Origin of the sequence: Leminorella richardii (assembly GCF_900478135.1) — a bacterium.
Taxonomy (GTDB): domain Bacteria; phylum Pseudomonadota; class Gammaproteobacteria; order Enterobacterales; family Enterobacteriaceae; genus Leminorella; species Leminorella richardii.
In genome coordinates, this window is the sequence record NZ_LS483470.1 from 1,492,914 (window position 1) to 1,512,483 (window position 19,570).

Annotated in this window: 13 protein-coding genes; 8 read left to right on the forward strand and 5 right to left on the reverse strand. The window is 51.5% G+C overall.

Annotated elements, in window-relative coordinates; translation table 11 throughout:
- Positions 1-110 precede the first annotated feature (110 nt).
- From ldtD to DQM29_RS06975, 3 genes are all read left to right on the forward strand, one after another.
- Complete coding sequence (gene ldtD, locus DQM29_RS06965) at positions 111-1,853, forward strand: L,D-transpeptidase (protein WP_170126503.1); 1,743 nt, start codon at positions 111-113, stop codon at positions 1,851-1,853.
- Positions 1,854-2,090: 237 nt separating this feature from the next.
- Positions 2,091-2,663, forward strand: a complete 573-nt coding sequence (mepK, locus tag DQM29_RS06970; RefSeq protein WP_111740014.1) for a peptidoglycan L,D-endopeptidase MepK — start codon at positions 2,091-2,093, stop codon at positions 2,661-2,663.
- Between the two features lie 129 nt (positions 2,664-2,792).
- Entirely contained in the window at positions 2,793-3,437 is a 645-nt protein-coding gene (locus DQM29_RS06975) for an MBL fold metallo-hydrolase (RefSeq protein ID WP_111740015.1), read from the forward strand.
- Between the two features lie 76 nt (positions 3,438-3,513).
- Here the strand turns inward: DQM29_RS06975 and DQM29_RS06980 are convergent, their stop codons facing one another.
- The 4 genes from DQM29_RS06980 to pncB form a co-directional block, all read right to left on the reverse strand.
- Positions 3,514-4,704: an amino acid aminotransferase gene (locus DQM29_RS06980; protein WP_111740016.1), complete on the reverse strand. Its 1,191-nt coding sequence runs from the start codon at positions 4,702-4,704 to the stop codon at positions 3,514-3,516.
- Between the two features lie 236 nt (positions 4,705-4,940).
- Positions 4,941-6,080, reverse strand: a complete 1,140-nt coding sequence (gene ompC, locus DQM29_RS06985) for a porin OmpC (RefSeq protein ID WP_269472286.1) — start codon at positions 6,078-6,080, stop codon at positions 4,941-4,943.
- Positions 6,081-6,369: 289 nt separating this feature from the next.
- Positions 6,370-7,770 carry an asparagine--tRNA ligase gene (gene asnS, locus DQM29_RS06990; protein WP_111740018.1) on the reverse strand — a complete coding sequence of 467 codons (1,401 nt, stop codon included), beginning with the start codon at positions 7,768-7,770 and terminating at the stop codon, positions 6,370-6,372.
- A 283-nt stretch (positions 7,771-8,053) separates the two neighbouring features.
- Positions 8,054-9,262 (reverse strand): nicotinate phosphoribosyltransferase, encoded by a 1,209-nt coding sequence (gene pncB / locus DQM29_RS06995; RefSeq protein ID WP_111740019.1) that lies wholly within the window; start codon positions 9,260-9,262, stop codon positions 8,054-8,056.
- A 256-nt stretch (positions 9,263-9,518) separates the two neighbouring features.
- On the opposite strand from pncB, the gene pepN reads away from it, so the two are divergent.
- The 3 genes from pepN to DQM29_RS07010 all read left to right on the forward strand — a co-directional run bounded on the left by pepN (position 9,519) and on the right by DQM29_RS07010 (position 14,041).
- Positions 9,519-12,143, forward strand: a complete 2,625-nt coding sequence (pepN, locus tag DQM29_RS07000; protein WP_111740020.1) for an aminopeptidase N — start codon at positions 9,519-9,521, stop codon at positions 12,141-12,143.
- A 152-nt stretch (positions 12,144-12,295) separates the two neighbouring features.
- Complete coding sequence (gene pyrD / locus DQM29_RS07005) at positions 12,296-13,306, forward strand: quinone-dependent dihydroorotate dehydrogenase (protein WP_111740021.1); 1,011 nt, start codon at positions 12,296-12,298, stop codon at positions 13,304-13,306.
- A 189-nt stretch (positions 13,307-13,495) separates the two neighbouring features.
- A complete protein-coding gene (locus DQM29_RS07010; RefSeq protein ID WP_111740022.1) occupies positions 13,496-14,041 on the forward strand; it encodes a cell division protein ZapC in 546 nt (181 codons plus the stop codon).
- Between the two features lie 108 nt (positions 14,042-14,149).
- Here DQM29_RS07010 and DQM29_RS07015 read toward each other — a convergent pair whose 3' ends face one another.
- Positions 14,150-15,253, reverse strand: a complete 1,104-nt coding sequence (locus DQM29_RS07015; protein WP_111740023.1) for a YcbX family protein — start codon at positions 15,251-15,253, stop codon at positions 14,150-14,152.
- Positions 15,254-15,454: 201 nt separating this feature from the next.
- Here DQM29_RS07015 and rlmKL point away from each other — a divergent pair, with 201 nt between their 5' ends.
- Positions 15,455-17,614, forward strand: coding sequence for a bifunctional 23S rRNA (guanine(2069)-N(7))-methyltransferase RlmK/23S rRNA (guanine(2445)-N(2))-methyltransferase RlmL (rlmKL, locus tag DQM29_RS07020; RefSeq protein ID WP_111740024.1), 2,160 nt, complete (start codon positions 15,455-15,457; stop codon positions 17,612-17,614).
- Between the two features lie 3 nt (positions 17,615-17,617).
- On the forward strand, positions 17,618-19,525 hold the full coding sequence (locus DQM29_RS07025) for an ABC transporter ATP-binding protein (RefSeq protein WP_111740025.1): 1,908 nt from the start codon (positions 17,618-17,620) through the stop codon (positions 19,523-19,525).
- Positions 19,526-19,570 lie beyond the last annotated feature (45 nt).

Sequence of the window (19,570 nt, forward strand, 5' to 3'; positions counted from 1 at the left end):
GATGTTTTGGTAAGGGTATTGCTGGATAAAAGTAGTTCAATTTATCAAGCCATTTTTTAGATTTTAGGCATCGATAATAGTGTTGAGACTGTTTTAGTAGAGGACAAAGGATGTTGTTGGTAAAACGAAAAATTCTCCAAAGTCTGACGATGAAGTGCACGCTAGCCACAGTGGCTATTTTTCCTATCGTGGGCTGCGCACAGACCGAAACCGTCACCGAAGCGCCCGCTGTCGACGTAAGTGCGACGACGAGTGTGGTCGTTCCCGCTCAGGAAGGGGCTGCTCTGGCTGCTCCGTCACAAGAGCTCGTTAATCAGCGTCGTGAAGAATTACAAAAAACGCTGCCTGCGGGTGTCTCTCTGAAGTACCTTGCTGAACTTAGCGTCGTCTACGCCTCTGCTGATGAGATGAAGCCTCTGTGGCAGGATGAAAGTGCGCAGAAGGCTTTTCAGGCTCAACTGGCTGAAGTGGCGCTTTCCGGCGTTAACAGTCAGTTTGGCCAATGGGTCACTCAGCTGACGAACCCTGAGCTTACCGGTATGGCGCGAGATGCCGTGCTTTCTGATGCAATGTTGGGCTACCTCCACTTTGTTAACGGCGTCTATGCTAACGGTAACCGATGGCTGTATCGCGCGGATACTTACAAAATGGCAGCGCCAGCCAAGGCGGAAATTGAGCAGTGGCAGCAGGCTGCTAAAGATGGGCGCCTTGGGGACTTTGTTCAAAACTTAGCCCCTAAGAATCCACTCTATCAGAAAATGCGCGCTGCAATGATCCCGCTGATTGCAGATAGTCAGCCTTGGCCTCAGCTGGCTATGGCCAAGCAGAGCCTTCGCCCCGGTAACAGCAGTAAAGACGTGCCTGCGTTAAGAGAGATTTTGACGCGCAGCGGGCTGTTGGAAAAAGCGGCTGATGCGGTAGAAGGCCAGGATGCGGCTAAGAGTCAGGTGTCCTTGGCTTATGATAAAGGTCTGGTAGAAGCCGTTAAAAAGTTTCAGCAGATGTATGGTCTGGAAGCCGATGGCGCCATCGGCAACAGCACGCGTGAAGCGTTAAATATGGCTCCGCAGACGCGAGCCGCCATTTTGGCATTGAATATTCAGCGCCTGCGCCTGCTGCCTGCCGCTTGGGATCACGGCGTTTTCGTCAATATTCCTGACTACTCACTGGTTTATTACGTTAACGGTGAGCGCATTCTGGAATCTAAAGTGATCGTTGGCTCCGTACGCCGTAAGACGCCGCTAATGAGTAGCGCCATGAACAACGTGGTGGTTAACCCGCCGTGGAACGTTCCGGCTAAGCTTATTCGTGAAGACTTGGTGCCTAAGGCCAAGCGCGATGCAGAATATCTGAAGCGTCAGGGCTATACCGTTTACTCAGGATACGGCAAGAATGCGGAAGTGGTTGACCCCAGCACGATTGACTGGTCTGAAGGCAGCGGAAAGTATCGTCTACAGCAGGCGCCCGGTCGCGGTAACGCGCTAGGTCGCTTTAAGTTCAATATGCCTAACGATGAAGCTATCTATCTCCACGATACCCCTAACCATCGCCTGTTTGATAAGAACATGCGGGCGTTAAGCTCCGGCTGTATCCGTGTCAATAAAGCGGCAGAGCTGGCGAATATGCTGTTAAATGACGCAGGGTGGGACGATGGACGTATCCAGAACACGCTCAAGCGTGGCAGTACAACCTTTGCTGAAATTCGTGAAAAGATCCCAGTGCAGCTTTACTACCTGACGTCTTGGGTATCTACCGAAGGTCAGCCTGAGTTCCGCTCTGACATCTACGGCTATGATCGTCTGGCTTTGGCCGGGGTGAAAGAACTGCCCCAGATAGAAAAATTGTTGCGTTAATGCGGTAATTTCCCCATTTCTGTTGTCATAACAGAAGCCATAGTGAAAGATCGAAACGCGCGCTTACATTTTAAGCGCGCGTTAAACAGTTCAGTTCTGGACAATTCTCTCTGGCAAGCTATCCTGTTAAAGATTCATCTTTTTGTTTCCTATAGGAATTCTCTTAGAAAAGGAGAGGGCCTGAAGCAGAGAGCGTGTTGCGTTAATAAACCGTTTTACTGAGTATAGATATACACTATGGATAAAATTGATCTTCACCGCCGAAAGTGGTTAGTCATTGGCGGCGCTGCGTTAGGCCTAGCGCTCCTTCCTGAGGTTGCATTAGCCGCACCGGCAAAGACCAAAACAAAAACCAAGAACAGCCAGCCAAGAACTCGGACGCTGCTGGTAAAAAATATCAATACCAATGAAACGATATCGTCGACCTATTTCAACGGTAAAAGCTACGATAAAAAAGAGCTTTCCCGCCTGAACCATATTTTTCGCGATCGCCGTACCGATCAGGTGATTACGATAGACCCTAAGCTCTACGACAAGCTGTACTACCTGCAAAAGCAGTTTGGCAATCGCCAGATTGAGCTTATTTGCGGCTACAGAAGCACCGCTAGCAATAGCGAAATGCGAGCAAGCAAGCGCGGCGTTGCCAAGAATAGCTATCACACGCTAGGGCAGGCTGCGGATATCCGTATTCCCGGCGTAGCGCTAAAGTCGCTAAGAGATGCGGCGTTGAAAATGAAGTCGGGAGGCGTTGGCTACTACCCCTCCAGTAACTTTGTTCACGTCGATACGGGGCCAGTGCGAAACTGGTAATATCCTCGATAGCAGAAGTATGCGGGCGCCTAACGGCGCCTTTTTTATTCGCTGCGTCGTTGCTCTAAGGGACGGCCTGTGGAATGATAGCGTCACTTGCGCATCGGCCTGAGAGCAGAGGAGAACGCTTTGAAATATCAAATTATTCCGGTTACGCCGTTTCAACAAAACTGTACGTTACTGTGGTGTGAAGAGACCAAAGAAGCGGCGATTGTCGATCCCGGTGGCGAGGCTGAACTGTTAAGCCAGCACATTGACGCGTTAGGCGTCACTTTAAAGCAGGTGCTTTTAACGCACGGCCACTCAGATCACGTCGGCGGTGCGGAAAAAGTGGCTAAACGCTACGGGGTGCCTATTATCGGACCTCATAAAGAGGACTTGTTTCTACTAGAGATTCTGCCGGATCAAACGACGCGTTTCGGCCTAGAGCACTGCGATCCTTTTGTGCCAGATCGCTGGCTGGAGGATGGGGATACGGTAACCGTCGGCAAGCACACGCTTAAAGTGATGTATACACCGGGGCATACTCCAGGGCACGTCGTGTTCTTCTCTGATGCAGATCGCCTAGCGCTGGTGGGCGATGTGCTGTTCTACGGCAGCATTGGCCGCACTGACTTCCCTCGGGGAGATTATCAGACGCTGATGACGTCTATCAGAGAAAAGCTGTGGCCGATGGGGGACGACGTGCGGTTTATTCCGGGGCACGGCCCGATGTCGAGTATCGGCCACGAGCGCCTGACTAACCCGTTTGTTGGCGTGAATGCGCGGGGATAGCTATCTATAGCTATTTGGTAGAGTATATAAAGACGAAAGGGCGCCGAAAGGCGCCCTTTGCATATATGTAATAAAATTACAGAACGGAAACGATGGCTTCACACAGCGGAGCCATGTTGTCCAGCGTCATACCGGCAACGTTAATTCGCCCAGAGTTGACGGCGTAGATAGCGTACTCATTTCTCAAACGCAGCACCTGCTCTTGCGACAGCCCGCTGAACGAGAACATGCCGTTTTGGCGGATGATGAAGCTGAAGTCCTGCTCGGCGCCTTTTTCCTGTAGCGTATTAACGAACAGCTGACGCATGCGATGAATGCGCTGGCGCATGTCGGTCAACTCCTGATGCCAAGCGTCGCGCAGTTCAGGCGTGCTTAGTACCGTCGCAACGATAGAAGCACCGTGAGCCGGTGGGTTTGAGTAGTTGGCGCGAATGGTAGATTTTACCTGACTAAAGGCGCGGTCTGCCGTTTCGCTGTCTGCGGCAACCAGCGTGAAGGCGCCGACGCGCTCGTTGTACAGGCCGAAGTTCTTGGAATAAGAGCTGGCAACGATAAGCTCAGCATGGTTAGCGGCAAAAATACGCAGCCCCTGTGCGTCCTCTTCCAAACCGTTAGCGAAACCCTGATAGGCAAAGTCAAACAGCGGCAGCCATCCGCGCTCGGCGGATAGATTAGCAAGCTGTTGCCATTGCTCTGGCGTTGGGTCGATACCGGTGGGGTTATGGCAACAGCCGTGGAACAGAACCACATCACCAGCCTGAGCGCCGTTTAGGCTAGCCAACAGGCCGTCAAAGTCCAGTGCGTGCTCTTGGGCGTTGTAATACTGATATTCCGGCGTTTCAAGCCCGGCGGCTTGGAAAATGCTCTTATGGTTAGGCCAGGTAGGACTGCTGATCCAGACGCGCTTGGTGCTGGTATTGTTTGCCAGGAAGTCCGCAGCGATGCGCAACGCGCCAGTTCCACCGGGAGCCTGCGCTGTACGAGCGCGCTTATCGGCAATAATAGGGCTGTTAGCGCCAAACAGCAGTTCCTGTGTGCAGGAAGCGAACAGCGGCTGGCCAACAATCGGGAAGTAGTTCTTTGTTTTTTCTGTTTCTAACAGCAGCTGTTCCGCTTTTTTAACGCAGTTCAGTACGGGCGTGTGGCCGGTTTCATCTTTATAGACGCCGATGCCCAGATTGATTTTATTTGGCCGGGTTTCGGCATTATAGAGCTCGCCCAAACCGAGGATAGGATCGGCAGGCGCAGCTTTTACATTCTCAAACATAGTCGGTAGTTTCCATAAAGTAAGAAGCAAACGGGTTAGGTCAGATTACAGCGGATCTTAGCCTTTTGACAAATGGTTAAGAGCAAAAAGTAAATAAAACTATAGTTGAGCAAAGGGTATTGATAAAGCTAATGCTGAACGATAAAAGCGGAAAATAAACGAATAGGGAAGGCTAATGCAGAAAGTAAAAAGGCACTCCGAAGAGTGCCCTTTGAGTTCAATTCGCGTAAGCGATATTAGAACTGGTAAACAAGACCTACAGCTACTACGTCGTCAGTAAGGATACCGGCGCTCTTAGTGAAGGTATTCTCATCCAGCATGTTGATTTTGTAGTCAACCTTAGCAGAGATGTTCTTGTTGAAGTAGTAGGTTGCGCCAACGTCAATGTAGTTCATGATTTCTTCATTGTCGTAGGTTTTGCCGTTAGCAAGACGCAGATCCAGGTCTTTACCCTTAGAGTACAACCATGCCAGAGATGGCTGCAGACCGAAGTCGAACTGGTACTGAGCAACTAATTCAACGTTCTGAGTTTTGTTAGCTACTACAGTTTTCTTGTCTCCACCAGTGTAAGTTACTTTACCGTAAGGAGTCATGTTATAGGTCTGAGCATAGATTGCTGCTAAATAGATGTTGTTAGCATCGTATTTAATACCAGCAGTTACTGCGTCAGCTCTGTCGCCTGCAGCATAGCCATAGTAGTACTGACCATCAAGAGTTTGACCATCAGTACGGTCAGATGAAGAATAAGCTGCACCTAAAGACAGGCCATTGCCTAAATTATAGGTTGAGGACAGACCCCAGCCGTCGCCGTTACGGTCAGTACCGTTACGGTCAGAGCTGTCATTGCGACCCTGATACTGAACAGCGAAGTTCAGACCGTCAACCAGACCGAAGAAGTTCTTGTTACGGTAGGTAGCCAGACCACCAGCACGCTGAGACATGAATACGTCAGTGCGTTGGAAAGTTTCGCCGCCGAATTCAGGCAGAACGTCAGTCCAGCCGCCAACGTCGTACAGAACGCCGTAGTTACGACCGTAGTCGAAAGAACCAGCATCGCCCACTTTCAGACCAGCGTAAGCTAAACGAGTCTTAGAGCCGTTGGTTGAAGAGTTTTCAGAAGAGCTTGCATTCAGCTCAGCCTGATAGAAGCCGTAACCAGTGATTTGGTCGTTAACCTGAGTTTCGCCGCGCAGACCGAAACGAACGTAGGTCTTGTCGCCGTCAGTGCTCTTATCATCGGAGAACAGGTGTGAACCCTGAATTTTACCGGTGATGTCAATTTTGTTGCCGTCTTTGTTATAGACTTCAGCGGCGTTTACTGCGCCAGCTGCTAACAGAGCCGGAACGACCACTGCTAAAATTTTACGTTTCATCATTAACTTCCCTCATTGGAGTTGTTTTATTGCATCTGCCACTGCTTCCGACTAAAGCCGGTTACGTTAGATGCCATTTATTTAGCCACCCGCAGTCTTTCACTCGCGAAGCAGTTAATCTAGCCTTTAAATGCTACTAATATCGTAAACAAGTTACAAGAGGAAAAAAGGTATTTCAGGATGTGGAACTGAGGGAACTTTGTGATAGAGGTCTAATTTTAACAAAATGAAACGGCCGCCAGAGACGGCCTGTGTTGATATCGTTTAAAAAATAATCTTCTGTAAAGAAGCGTCAGAATGAGACATTGCGCGGAGTTCTCGGGAACGGAATGACGTCGCGAACGTTTTGTACGCCGGTTACGTAGGCAACTAAACGCTCAAAGCCGAGGCCAAATCCTGCGTGCGGAACGGTGCCGTAGCGGCGCAGATCGCGGTACCAGGAATAGTCCTCTTTGTTCATTCCTAACGCTTCTAAACGGCTGTCAAACTGCTCTAAACGCTCTTCACGCTGTGAGCCACCGATAATTTCGCCAATTCCCGGGGCTAAAACGTCCATTGCTGCAACGGTTTTGCCGTCTTCGTTTAGGCGCATATAAAACGCCTTAATGTCTTTCGGGTAGTTTTTCACGACGACCGGCGCTTTAAAGTGCTTCTCTGCCAAATAGCGCTCGTGTTCGGATGAGAGGTCAATGCCCCAGCTGACCGGGTTTTCAAACGTCTGTCCGCAGTTTTGCAGAATGGTGATGGCGTCAGTATAGTCGACCTGAGCAAAGTCAGAGGAGACAAACTTCTCCAGACGCGATACCGCTTCCGCATCCACGCGCTCGGCAAAGAAGGCCATGTCGTCAGGGCGCTCTTCCAGTACTGCTTTAAATACGTATTTCAGCATGGCTTCCGCCAGTGCGGCGATGTCGTTCAGATCGGCAAACGCCACTTCCGGTTCAACCATCCAGAATTCAGCCAGATGGCGGCTGGTATGGGAATTTTCCGCACGGAAGGTGGGGCCAAAGGTATAGATTTTAGACAGCGCACAGGCGTAGGTTTCACCGTTAAGCTGGCCGGATACCGTCAGGAACGACTCTTGACCGAAGAAGTCCTGATCAAAGTCGACCTTACCCTTATCGGTACGGGGCAGGTTTTCCAGATCCAGCGTGGAAACGCGGAACATCTCTCCGGCACCTTCGGTGTCTGCAGCAGTAATAATAGGAGTAGAAACCCAAAAAAATCCCTGCTCGTCGAAGAAGCGGTGCAGTGCCTGCGCCAGAGTGTGGCGAACGCGCGCAACGGCGCCGATAATGTTAGTACGCGGACGCAGGTGAGCGACCTCGCGCAGGTACTCGATGGTGTGGCGCTTGGCCGCCATCGGATACGTATCGGGATCTTCCACCCAGCCGCTGACTTCTACATGGCTTGCTGTCAGTTCAAAAGACTGACCTTCGCCAGGAGAGGCGACCACTTTACCCGTTACGATAACGGAGCAGCCCGTTGTCAGGCGAAGCACTTCGTCCTGATAATTGGGCAGAGAATTATTAACGACCGCCTGTAACGGATTAAAGCAGGAACCGTCATAAACGGTTAGAAAGGAAATACCGGCTTTAGAATCACGCCGGGTACGCACCCAGCCGCGTACGGTGACTTCGCTGTCAACCGCTACGCGCCCTTGCAGTACATCGACTACAGGCACTACGCTCATAACTTTCTCTCTTATGGTGTCAATCTGAACTGTATGTAATGACCGACATACCAACCCATAGGGTGGTCGACGGCGTATCTTTTATCATTTATCTGCCGAAGACGTCGGCGACAGAAACGCGGTAACTCAGGCCTCAATGAAAAGCCAAGCCATCATAGTGGAGAATATAGGGTTATAAACCGAATATTTAGCCTGAAGTTAGCGTCTTACTAAAGGTACTAAAAAAAACCGCCTTTTTGTAGAGGAAAGGCGGCTTTTATTTTTAGAGAGGAATCGATTTTTCTTAACGCAGCGATTTTGCTAGCGGCAAATTAAACGCTTTATGCAACGCTTGGACAAACGCAGGGTCTTGGCAGATGGTTTTGCCCGGGCTGTCAGAGAGCTTGGCGACAGGCTTCCCGTTGCACTTCACCAGCTTGATCACAATATTGAGCGGCTCAACGCCGGGGATATCACAGGTTAATCGCGTGCCGATGCCAAACACCAGCTTAACGCGCTGATAGAAACGCTGATAGAGCGCCAGCGCCTTATCCAGATCCAGACTGTCGGAAAACACCAGTGTTTTACTCAGCGGATTAATGCCAAGGCTTTCATAGTGGGCGATAGCCTTTTCACCCCACTCAAAGGGATCGCCCGAGTCGTGACGTAGCCCTTCGTACTGGCTGGCAAAGGGCAGGCCAAAGTCCCGAAGAAAAGCGTCCATCGTGATGCAGTCTGTCAGGGCGATACCCAACTGGTCGGGATATTCATCAAGCCAGCCCTGTAGCGCGGCGCGCTGGCTATTTGCCAACACCGGGCTTATTTGTTGAAACGCCTGAAACCATTCGTGAGCCTGAGTGCCTACAGGCGGTAGGCTGTGGCGCCGCGCTAGGTCGTAGTTGCTGGTTCCTATCATATAGGGAGAGAACGCGCTCTGTAGTTCACCGACAATAGCTTCCTGAACGGCTTTGCTGTAGCGCCTGCGGGTGCCGAAATCGGCAATGCGAAATCCAGACAGATCCACCTGAGCGTATTTGGCGTGAAACTTCGCCAGATTTTTCTGCAGATGAGTGACCGCTGCATCGACGCCGATCTCCGGCGTTCTGTGGTGGTGGATCGTTTCACTAATGACCGCCAGCAAAGGCACTTCCCACAAAATAGCCTCACACCAGAGGCCGCGAATGCGAATTTCCAGTTTCCCCTGACGGTTTGTCACCTGAACCTGAGAAGGGTTGAAGCGAAACGACTTTAGCCAGTCGAGATAGTCCTGCTGGAAAAAGGGAAGAGAAGCGAGATAGCGATACTCTTCTTCTGTCAGGGAAAGATTTGCCATCAGCGCAATTTGCTGCTGGATGTCATCTGCATACTCACCCAGCAGGTCATCGCTGCGACAGCGAAACTCGGCTTCAACGGTGGTGTGACGATAATGATGAAAGACAGCCTGCTGCATGTGCAGCTTGTAGGCGTCGGTATCCAATAGCGAAGTAAGGATGGGGCTGGCCTGCTGTTTCATGTTGCGATTTATGCTTTCTTACGTTGGGTGACGCACTGAAAAGGTTCAAAGAGTATACCTTTAAAAACGATGTAATAAAGGTAGAAAATGCAGGAAGGCGGGAAGATAACCGTCTTGATAAGTGAAAAAGCAGGCCTGCACTAGGTGAAATAAAGGCAATGATTATTTTTATCGTCTTCGTTTACCAAGGTTTTGCAACTATTGGGTAAGAAGCATAGACTCAGAGCATCATTAGGTTGAACACAATAGGGTTTTTATGACGCAGAAGCCTCAGGCGAAGTATCGCCACGACTACAGTAAACCGGACTTCACCATTACCGATGTGACTCTGGATGTTGAACTGGCGCCCGCCGTGACGCGGGTGAACGCAGTGAGTCAGATTGTACGACAGGGGGCGGCACAGGCGCCGCTGGTGCTTGACGGTGAGAACCTGACGCTGGTTTCTATTCATATTGACGGCAGCCCTTGGCATGATTACGAGCAGCGCGAAGGCGAGCTGGTGCTCAACAACGTTCCCGATCGGTTTACGCTACACGTTGTGAACGACATTCACCCTGCGGAAAATAGCGCGCTGGAAGGTCTGTACGTTTCCGGTGAAGCCCTTTGCACACAGTGCGAAGCCGAAGGCTTTCGCCATATAACCTATTATCTCGACCGGCCTGACGTGCTGGCTCGTTTTACTACACGGATTACGGCGAACAAGAAAGCCTATCCTTATCTGCTGTCTAACGGAAACCGCATCGCTCAGGGCGAACTGGAAGACGGCCGTCACTGGGTTGAGTGGCAGGATCCGTTTCCAAAGCCCTGTTATCTGTTTGCGCTGGTGGCTGGCGACTTTGACGTATTAAAGGACAGCTTTACCACCCGTTCTGGGCGTGAAGTTGCGCTGGAGCTGTTTGTCGATCGCGGCAATCTGGATCGCGCAGACTGGGCGATGATCTCGTTGAAAAACGCCATGCGCTGGGATGAAACTCGTTTCGGACTAGAGTACGATCTGGATATCTACATGATCGTCGCCGTCGACTTCTTCAATATGGGGGCGATGGAGAATAAAGGGCTGAACGTCTTTAACTCCAAGTATGTGCTGGCTAAGGCAGAAACGGCGACGGACAAAGACTATCTCAACATTGAGTCCGTTATTGGTCACGAATACTTCCACAACTGGACCGGCAATCGCGTGACCTGCCGCGACTGGTTCCAGCTTAGCCTGAAAGAAGGGCTGACGGTATTCCGCGATCAGGAGTTCAGCTCCGATCTGGGTTCCCGAGCGGTGAACCGGATTGACTCTGTGCGGGTTATGCGCAGCGCGCAGTTTGCCGAAGATGCAAGCCCGATGGCTCATCCGATCCGCCCTGAAAAAGTGATCGAGATGAACAACTTCTACACGCTGACGGTGTATGAAAAGGGAGCGGAAGTGATCCGCATGATGCATACACTGCTGGGAGAAGAAAACTTTCAGGCGGGTATGCGGCGCTATTTTGATCTGCACGACGGATCGGCGGCGACCTGTGACGACTTCGTTGAAGCGATGGAAACTGCATCCGGTATCGATCTTACACAGTTTCGCCGCTGGTACAGTCAGTCCGGTACGCCGCGCCTGACGGTGCGTGACAGCTATGACGAGGCAACGAAACAGTACCGCCTAACCGTCAGCCAGATGACTCCGCCAACGCAGGATCAGGCAGACAAGCTGCCGTTACATATTCCACTGGACGTCGAACTTTACGATCCAGAAGGGCGGGTTATTCCTCTGTTGATCGGCGACAAGCGCGTTTCTTCCGTGCTGAACGTGACGCAGGAAAGCGAGACGTTCACGTTTGACAGCGTGCCTCAGCGCCCGATTATTTCTTTACTGCGCGATTTCTCTGCGCCGGTGAAGCTTGATTATCCTTACACAGACGCACAGCTGGCTTTTCTGATGCAGCACGCGACCAGCGAATTCTCACGCTGGGATGCGGCACAAACGCTATTGATAAAGCACATTCAGCAAAACGTTCAGCGAGTGCAGCGCGGTGAGGCGTTCACTTTGCCCGATGAGGTTGTCGATGCTTTCCGCGGCGTGCTGCTTAGTGAAACGCTGGATCCAGCCCTTGCGGCGCAGATCCTGACCCTGCCATCGGAAAATGAGATAGCGGAGTCGTTCGACGTTATCGATCCCGATGCGATCCACCATGTGCGCGATGAAACGATCGCCCGTTTTGCACAGGATATGGAGGCGGAGTGGCTGGCGGTTTATCTGGCAAACGAAACGGGTGAGTACCGTATTGAACACGGAGATATCGCTAAGCGGGCGTTGAGAAACGTGTGCCTCAGCTATCTGGCGTTTGTTGACGATCGCGAGTTTGCGGACGGCCTGGCGCGTCGTCAGTATGAGCAGGCAAACAGCATGACGGACTCGCTGGCGGCGCTGTCTGCGGCGATCTCGGCTGGGTTACCGAGCAGCGCAGCCATGATGGATGCGTTTGATGAGCGCTGGCATCAGGACGGACTGGTTATGGATAAGTGGTTTATTCTACAGGCCTCTAGCCCTGAAGAGGGGGTACTCCAGCGCGTGAAGGCGTTGATGAACCATCGCTCTTTTAGCATGAATAACCCTAACCGCATTCGCTCCCTGATTGGTGCTTTTGCGTCGGCGAACCCGTCGGCGTTCCACGCGAAAGACGGATCCGGCTATGACTTTTTAACTGACGTTTTAGTGGATCTTAACAGCCGTAACCCACAGGTTGCCGCGCGGCTTATTGAGCCGATGATCCGACTGGGACGCTATGATGCTAAGCGTCAGGACTTGATGCGCCAGGCCCTAGAACGCCTTAAGAGTATTGAAAACCTGTCAGGCGATCTGTTTGAGAAGATAGAAAAAGCCTTGGGAACAGCTTCATAAGGCGCTGATTCAATCAGGATCCATGAGGATAAGGCCGGCGTTTACGTCGGCCTTATTATTTAACACACGTTATTTTAAGGAGTAATGATTTATTTTTATCGAAGAATACTGAATAATGTGGCTCCGGTTAACCACCGGATTAAGGAGAACGTATGTTTTACCCTGTTATCAGGAAAGCGCTATTCCAGCTCGATCCTGAGCACGCCCACGAATTCACGTTTCGCCATCTGCGCCGTATTAGCGGCACGCCTCTTCAACACTTCATTCATCAAAACGTTCCCGATCGACCCGTAACCTGTATGGGGCTGACATTTAAAAATCCGCTAGGCTTAGCCGCCGGTCTTGATAAAGACGGAGAGTGTATTGACGCATTAGGCGCTATGGGATTTGGGGCGATCGAAGTGGGGACTGTCACGCCAAAACCCCAGCCGGGAAACGACAGGCCAAGGCTATTTAGGATCGTCTCCGCTGAGGGGCTGATCAACCGAATGGGCTTCAATAATCTTGGCGTAGACAACCTGGTTGAAAATATAAAGAAGACACGCTTTCAAGGTATTATTGGGGTCAATATAGGGAAGAATAAGCTGACACCGGTAGAGCAGGGAAAGGACGACTATTTGATTTGTATGGATAAAGTCTATTCTCATGCAGGGTACATTGCTATCAATATATCTTCTCCCAACACGCCAGGATTGAGAACATTACAATATGGCGATGCGCTAGACGATCTATTAAAAGCGATCAAGCTGAAGCAAAATGAATTAAACATTAAGCATAATAAATATGTTCCGATCGCTGTGAAGATCGCGCCGGATCTTTCTGAAGAGGAACTGATCCAAATAGCGGACAGTTTAGTCAGACATAATATTGACGGCGTTATTGCAACAAATACGACGTTGGATCGTGGATCTATTATTGGACTCAAGAACAGCGAGCAGTCTGGCGGATTAAGCGGTAGGCCTCTTCGGGATAAAAGCACTGCGGTTATTACGCGTTTAGCTTCTGAGCTTAACGGTCAATTGCCTATTATTGGCGTAGGGGGTATTGATTCCGTGGATACCGCTAAAGAGAAATTAGCCGCAGGGGCGACACTACTTCAAATCTATTCTGGATTTATTTTTAAAGGACCGGGATTAGTAAAAGAAATTGTGACCGGCCTTTAAATTATTTCTTATTAATAAGCAATCGGGGGTTTATTTTTTCCTCCGGTTGCTCTATATTTAAAATGTTTACCCTCGAATGAAATTATCGTGAGATATAAACGGCATTTTTTCACTGAATGTTTATTTACTATTTTATTATTTAACGTGAAAAAATGAATGGCGTTTGTCGTAAAGTTTAAGGAAAAGGCAATGAGGATTAAGCCAGACGATAGCTGGCGCTGGTATTTTGACAGTGAACACGATCGACTTATGTTGGATTTGTCCAACGATATGGTCTTTCGCTCGCGTTTCGCTGGCAAAACGTTGACGCCTGATGCGTTTACCGAATCCGCATTCTGCGTTGATGACGCAGCGCTGTTTTTTGAACTGGAAGAGCGCTGCCGCAGCCTGTCTCTCACCCATGAGCAGCGCGCGGAGTTAACCCTGAATGCGTTAGCTGCACATCGCTTTCTAAAGCCGCTGATGCCAAAAAGCTGGTATTTCGAACAGCAGGCGTTTGAGGTCAATCCGGTTCGCTGTGACATCATCGCTGTCTCTATGATTGAAAGTGGTCAGCACGCGCTGCTGGTTGTGGTGGACGTAGGCGAAAACGCCAGTCTGTGTCTGGTCGCTCAACCGTCAATGACGATAGCGGGCAAGTGCCTACAGCTGGGGGATGCCATTAAGGTGATGCACGACAGGATGATAAGCGTGCGGTTTGAAGAGGCCTATGTGCCTTTTGCTCAAGTAGGTTAAGCTCGAAGCAGTTAACCTGACTAATATGTAGGCGCCCGCGTTCGCGGGCGTTTCAACGTTATCTCTTTCCCTTTCTATTCTTTTCTCGCTCGCTCATTCGTTCGGTTTTCATGCCAGCTCAACGTTGGTTTTTGGCACACAGCTGCAGGCCAGAACGGAGCCGTCGCGCTTAATAGCTCCTTTTCTTAACGGGCTAACTTCTCCCGCGTTTAGGGTAATACGGCAGCAGCCGCAGATACCGGCCCGGCAGGAGTAGGGGATCTGGATACCGTTTTGTTCCAGCTGTTCGAGCAGCACCTGCTGGTTATTGCCGATAAACGTATGTTCTCCGTAGCTGATGACAACGTCTTTTGGGGCGTCATGAGGCTGTTCAACGGCTGAGGCTGCATCTGAGGCGCGATAAACGCGGGGAGGATGCGTTGCCAATACTTCAACGCTGTCGCCTAGGCGAATCACGCCGTGGTTGCGGGCAATCATATTTTGGCCAAAGTCCACATCGCCGTTTTCCGCCGTTCTGAACTGACGGAGCGTGTGCAGGGGCTCCTCTTGTGGGTGTTTACGGCCGCTCTGAGTATTGACCGTGGTTAAAATGCACCGACTACAGGGTTTGACAAGATCGAAAATGACTTCGCCGATGCGGATCGTCTGCCACTGGTCTTCGGCAAAGGGCGCGGCGTCACGCACAATAAGATTAGGTCTGAACTGCTCAATGGTTAAGCTGGCCGGGCAGCGGGACTGTAGAGACTGAAAGGAGGCCTCGTTAATGAGCAGATAGGGGAAACCGTCGGCGAATCCCAGAGGAACTTCGGGGCGGTTTTTTACCCGACGGGTTAATTCTGGACCAACCCAGCGCAGCTGGACATCACGTTTTAAGTAGCCGCTGAGCCATTGGTTGATGCCTTCGGGTGCAATATGGGCTGTAAAGTGGTTTCCCCAAACCTCCGTCGGCAGGCTGTCGGAAGAGAAATCGCTGAAAGAAACGGTTCTGCTTTGCCCATCCGGTGCGGTAAGGGACACGCCGTTAATCAGTAGAGCAGGCGTAAAGCAGACCAGTGCCGGGTACTGCCTAGCGGTAATAAAAGTGCCTGAAGGATCGGTGATCATAAAGATGCGATCGAAAGCCAGCCCGCCGTCCAGAACCTGAGCGTGGGAGAGCTCAAGGCCTCTCATTGACTTAACGGGATGCACATACAGGCGAGATAGAGTAACCACGCATAAACTCCGTATCGATAGGGCGTCTCAGGCTGCTGTTGAAGGGGGCCTGACACGCAGAAGCGTAACCTCACACATTTCGGCCTGAACTGAATGGCTTAAACCGAAGAGCGGATGAAATAATAAATAGCAGGTAACTTTATGACAAAGAGGGCGGATTGGCTATAATGCATCCCTTATTTTTATTTGTGGTGCATGGTTATGATCTCTTTGTTTGCCAGTACGGCTCGCGGCCTGGAAGAACTGTTAAAAACCGAACTGGAAGCGTTGGGAGCAGACGCCTGTAAAGTTGTTCAGGGCGGTGTACATTTTGCTGGCGATAAACGCCTGATGTATCGCTCGCTGCTCTGGAGTCGCCTAGCCTCACGCATACTGATGCCGATGGGGGAGTTCCGCGTTTATAGCGACATGGACCTCTATCTTGGCATTAACGCGGTGGACTGGCCGTCGCTGTTCAGTGTGAAAGAGACTTTTGCCGTTCATTTCACCGGCACCAACGATGAGATTCGCAATAGTCAGTACGGCGCGCTGAAGGTTAAGGACGCCGTTGTTGACAGCTTTATGCGAAAGATAAAACAGCGCCCAGACGTGGCGAAACAGCAGCCCGATATCCGCATCAACGTTTTCTTACAAAAAGAGAAGGCCAGTGTAGCTCTTGATTTGAGCGGGAGTTCCCTGCATCAGCGAGGCTATCGGGATGCCGCCGGGCAGGCTCCGCTAAAGGAAAATCTGGCTGCGGCTATTGTGATGCGTTCTGGCTGGCAGGCCGATACGCCGATGGTTGATCCCATGTGTGGTTCAGGAACACTGCTGATTGAAGCGGCAATGATGGCGGCGGACGTTGCGCCAGGGTTACACCGCAACGCCTGGGGCTTTGAAGCCTGGAGCGGCCACGACGATGAGCTGTGGCAAGAATTGCTAAAAGAGGCTCAGGTGCGTGCTAGCCGGGGCGTCAATAAAACCACATCACGTTTTTACGGTTACGACGTCGATCGGCGCGTAGTTGAGATTGCCAAGCTGAATGCCCGCCGAGCCAGCGTTGGCAGTCTTATTCACTTTGCCTCTCAGGACATTACCCAGCTCGTTAATCCGCTGCCGAGCGGCCCGGTTGGCACTGTTCTAAGCAACCCTCCTTACGGAGAGCGCTTAGAGAGCGAGCCTGCGCTTATCGCGCTGCATACGGCACTGGGGCAAATCATGAAGCGCAGCTTTGGCGGCTGGAACCTTTCACTGTTTAGCGCTTCACCGGAACTGCTAAGCTGCCTGCAGCTTCGTTCCGATCGGCAGTTTAAGGCCAAGAACGGCCCGCTGGAGTGCGTACAGAAAAACTATCGGCTGGCGGAGAGCGCAGGGCGCGAGAAGAGTGACGGCAATGGCGCGCAAAATCACAAAGTCGAGACGCCCTCACCGCTGGCGGAAGACTTTGCCAACCGCCTGCGGAAAAACGTAAAGCGTCTTGAAAAATGGGTCAAGCAGGAAGGCCTAGAGTGTTACCGGCTGTATGACGCCGATCTGCCTGAATACAACCTGGCACTAGATCGCTATGGCGATCGCTACGTGCTGCAAGAGTACGCGCCGCCGAAGACTGTCGCGCCAGAAAAGGCGCGTCAGCGCCTGTTTGACGCTATCAATGCAACTTTGTCAGTGCTACAGCTTCCGGCCGGTGCGCTAGTGTTAAAAGTGCGGGAAAGGCAAAAGGGCAAAAGCCAGTATGAGAAGCTGGCGCAGAAAAACGACTTTTTCCAGGTTAAAGAATACGGCGCCAAGCTGTGGGTTAACCTAACGGACTACCTCGATACCGGGCTGTTTCTCGACCACCGGATTGCACGCCGCACACTGGGGCAAATGAGTAAAGGGAAAGATTTTCTTAACCTCTTTGCCTACACCGGGTCTGCCAGCGTTCATGCCGGGCTTGGTGGTGCACGAACTACCACTACCGTAGATATGTCCAGAACCTACCTTGAATGGGCGGGGCGCAATATGAGCGCCAACGGCCTCACGGGGCGTGCTCATCGCCTGATTCAGGCTGACTGCTTGGGCTGGATGGAAGAAACTGACGAACAGTTCGACCTTATTTTTATCGATCCGCCGACGTTCTCTAACTCTAAGCGGATGGAGGCCACCTTTGACGTGCAGCGAGACCACTTGGCTCTGATGCGCAATCTCAAGCGCATGCTGCGCCCCGGGGGCACACTGATGTTCTCTAACAACAAGCGCGGCTTTAAAATGGATCTTGACGGCATCGCCAAGCTGGGGCTTAAAGCGAAAGAGATTTCAGACAAAACCCTGTCTCCTGACTTTGCCCGTAATAAACATATTCACAACTGCTGGCTGTTGACGCACGTCAGCGAGGATCGTTAATTCATGTCTCTTATCAGTTTATCCAACGCGTGGCTGTCGTTTAGCGACGCGCCGCTGTTGGACAATACCGAGCTGCATATTGAACCCGGTGAACGCGTGTGCCTGGTTGGGCGTAACGGCGCAGGTAAATCAACGCTGCTAAAAATTCTCAACCGAGAAGTGCCGTTAGACGACGGTCAGCTGGTGTTTGAACAGGATTTGGTGGTTTCCCGCCTGCAGCAGGATCCTCCCCGTAACGTTGAGGGAACCGTATTCGATTTTGTCGCCGAAGGTGTGGAAAAGCAGGCAGAACAGCTTAAAGCCTACCATCATCTTTCTACGCTGATAGAGAGCGATCCCAGCGAGCAGAATTTAAATCGGCTGGCCGCGCTACAGGAAACCCTTGAGCATCAGGGTACGTGGCTTATCGACAGCCGGATCCGTTCTGTTCTGGAAAAGCTGGAACTGATAGCGGAAGCGCCGCTTTCTTCTCTCTCCGGCGGCTGGCTGCGTAAAGCGGCTCTGGCGCGCGCGCTGGTTTGTTCTCCCGATGTGCTACTGCTGGATGAACCGACCAACCACTTGGATATTGACACTATCGCCTGGCTGGAGTCTTTTCTGAAAGAGTTCAGCGGCAGCATTATTTTTATCTCTCACGACCGCGCTTTTATTCGCGCGATGGCAACGCGAATCGTCGATCTTGATCGCGGTAAGCTGGTGTCTTGGCCCGGCAACTACGACGGTTATCTATTGGGTAAAGAAGAGGCGCTGCGCGTAGAGGCACAGCAAAACGCTGAATTCGATCGCAGACTGGCTCAAGAAGAAGTGTGGATCCGTCAGGGAATTAAGGCTCGGCGCACTCGTAATGAAGGGCGAGTTAGGGCTCTGAAGGCCATGCGTAACGAGCACGCAGAGCGCCGTAACGTGGTTGGCTCTGCCAGAATGCAGGTGGAAGAGTCTCTGCGTTCGGGGAAAATCGTCTTCGAGATGGAGAACGTGAGCTTTAGCCGCGGCGACAAAACGCTGGTGAAAAACTTTACCGCTCAGGTACAGCGTGGCGACCGAATTGCTCTGGTTGGCCCTAACGGATGCGGAAAAACTACTCTTTTAACGCTGATGTTACAGCAAATCCAGCCGGATAGCGGTACTGTGCGCTGCGGAACCAAGCTGGAAGTGGCCTATTTTGACCAGCACCGTGCCCAGCTCGATCCGGATAAAACCGTTATGGACAACCTGGCCGACGGTAAGCAAGAGGTGATGGTGAATGGTCGCAGCCGTCATGTGCTAGGCTATTTACAGGACTTTCTGTTTCATCCCAAGCGGGCGATGACGCCGGTAAGGGCGCTGTCCGGCGGAGAGCGAAACCGTCTTCTGCTGGCGCGGCTGTTTTTAAAACCCAGTAACCTGTTGATTCTTGACGAACCAACAAACGACTTGGATATTGAAACGCTGGAGCTGCTAGAAGAACTGTTGAGTGACTACGGCGGAACCGTACTTCTGGTTAGCCACGATCGTCAGTTTGTTGACAACACCGTTACGGACTGCTGGATTTTTGAAGGTGACGGCGTCATTAAACCCTACACTGGAGGGTATACCGATGCCCACTGGCAGCAGGCCAACAGCGTTGATATAAAAGCGCCAGCGGCGGTTTCGGCACCGGTCAAGGCGGCGCCAGAAAAAGCAGAAGAACGCAAGAAAGGCGGCAGCAAAATGAGCTATAACCTACAGCGAGAGCTTGAAGGGCTGCCGGCAAAAATTGAACAGCTTGAGGCTGACGTCGCATCTTTACAGGAGCAGGTCGGCAATCCCGAGTTTTTTAATCAGCCTCACGACGTAACGCAAAAGGTGCTTACCGCGCTGGCAGACGCTGAGCAAAAGTTTGAAGAGGCCTTTTTGCGTTGGGAAGAGCTGGAATCAATGAAAAACGGCTGATGTTCAGACGTTCACAAAATCGGAGTCGCACAGCGGGAATGGAAT

Coding starts and splice junctions, on each gene's coding strand:
- ldtD (WP_170126503.1), top strand. CDS start 111: ATGTTGTTGGTAAAACGAAAAATTCTCCAAAGTCTGACGATGAAGTGC.
- mepK (WP_111740014.1), top strand. CDS start 2,091: ATGGATAAAATTGATCTTCACCGCCGAAAGTGGTTAGTCATTGGCGGC.
- DQM29_RS06980 (WP_111740016.1), bottom strand. CDS start 4,704: ATGTTTGAGAATGTAAAAGCTGCGCCTGCCGATCCTATCCTCGGTTTG.
- ompC (WP_269472286.1), bottom strand. CDS start 6,080: ATGATGAAACGTAAAATTTTAGCAGTGGTCGTTCCGGCTCTGTTAGCA.
- asnS (WP_111740018.1), bottom strand. CDS start 7,770: ATGAGCGTAGTGCCTGTAGTCGATGTACTGCAAGGGCGCGTAGCGGTT.
- pncB (WP_111740019.1), bottom strand. CDS start 9,262: ATGAAACAGCAGGCCAGCCCCATCCTTACTTCGCTATTGGATACCGAC.
- pepN (WP_111740020.1), top strand. CDS start 9,519: ATGACGCAGAAGCCTCAGGCGAAGTATCGCCACGACTACAGTAAACCG.
- pyrD (WP_111740021.1), top strand. CDS start 12,296: ATGTTTTACCCTGTTATCAGGAAAGCGCTATTCCAGCTCGATCCTGAG.
- DQM29_RS07010 (WP_111740022.1), top strand. CDS start 13,496: ATGAGGATTAAGCCAGACGATAGCTGGCGCTGGTATTTTGACAGTGAA.
- rlmKL (WP_111740024.1), top strand. CDS start 15,455: ATGATCTCTTTGTTTGCCAGTACGGCTCGCGGCCTGGAAGAACTGTTA.
- DQM29_RS07025 (WP_111740025.1), top strand. CDS start 17,618: ATGTCTCTTATCAGTTTATCCAACGCGTGGCTGTCGTTTAGCGACGCG.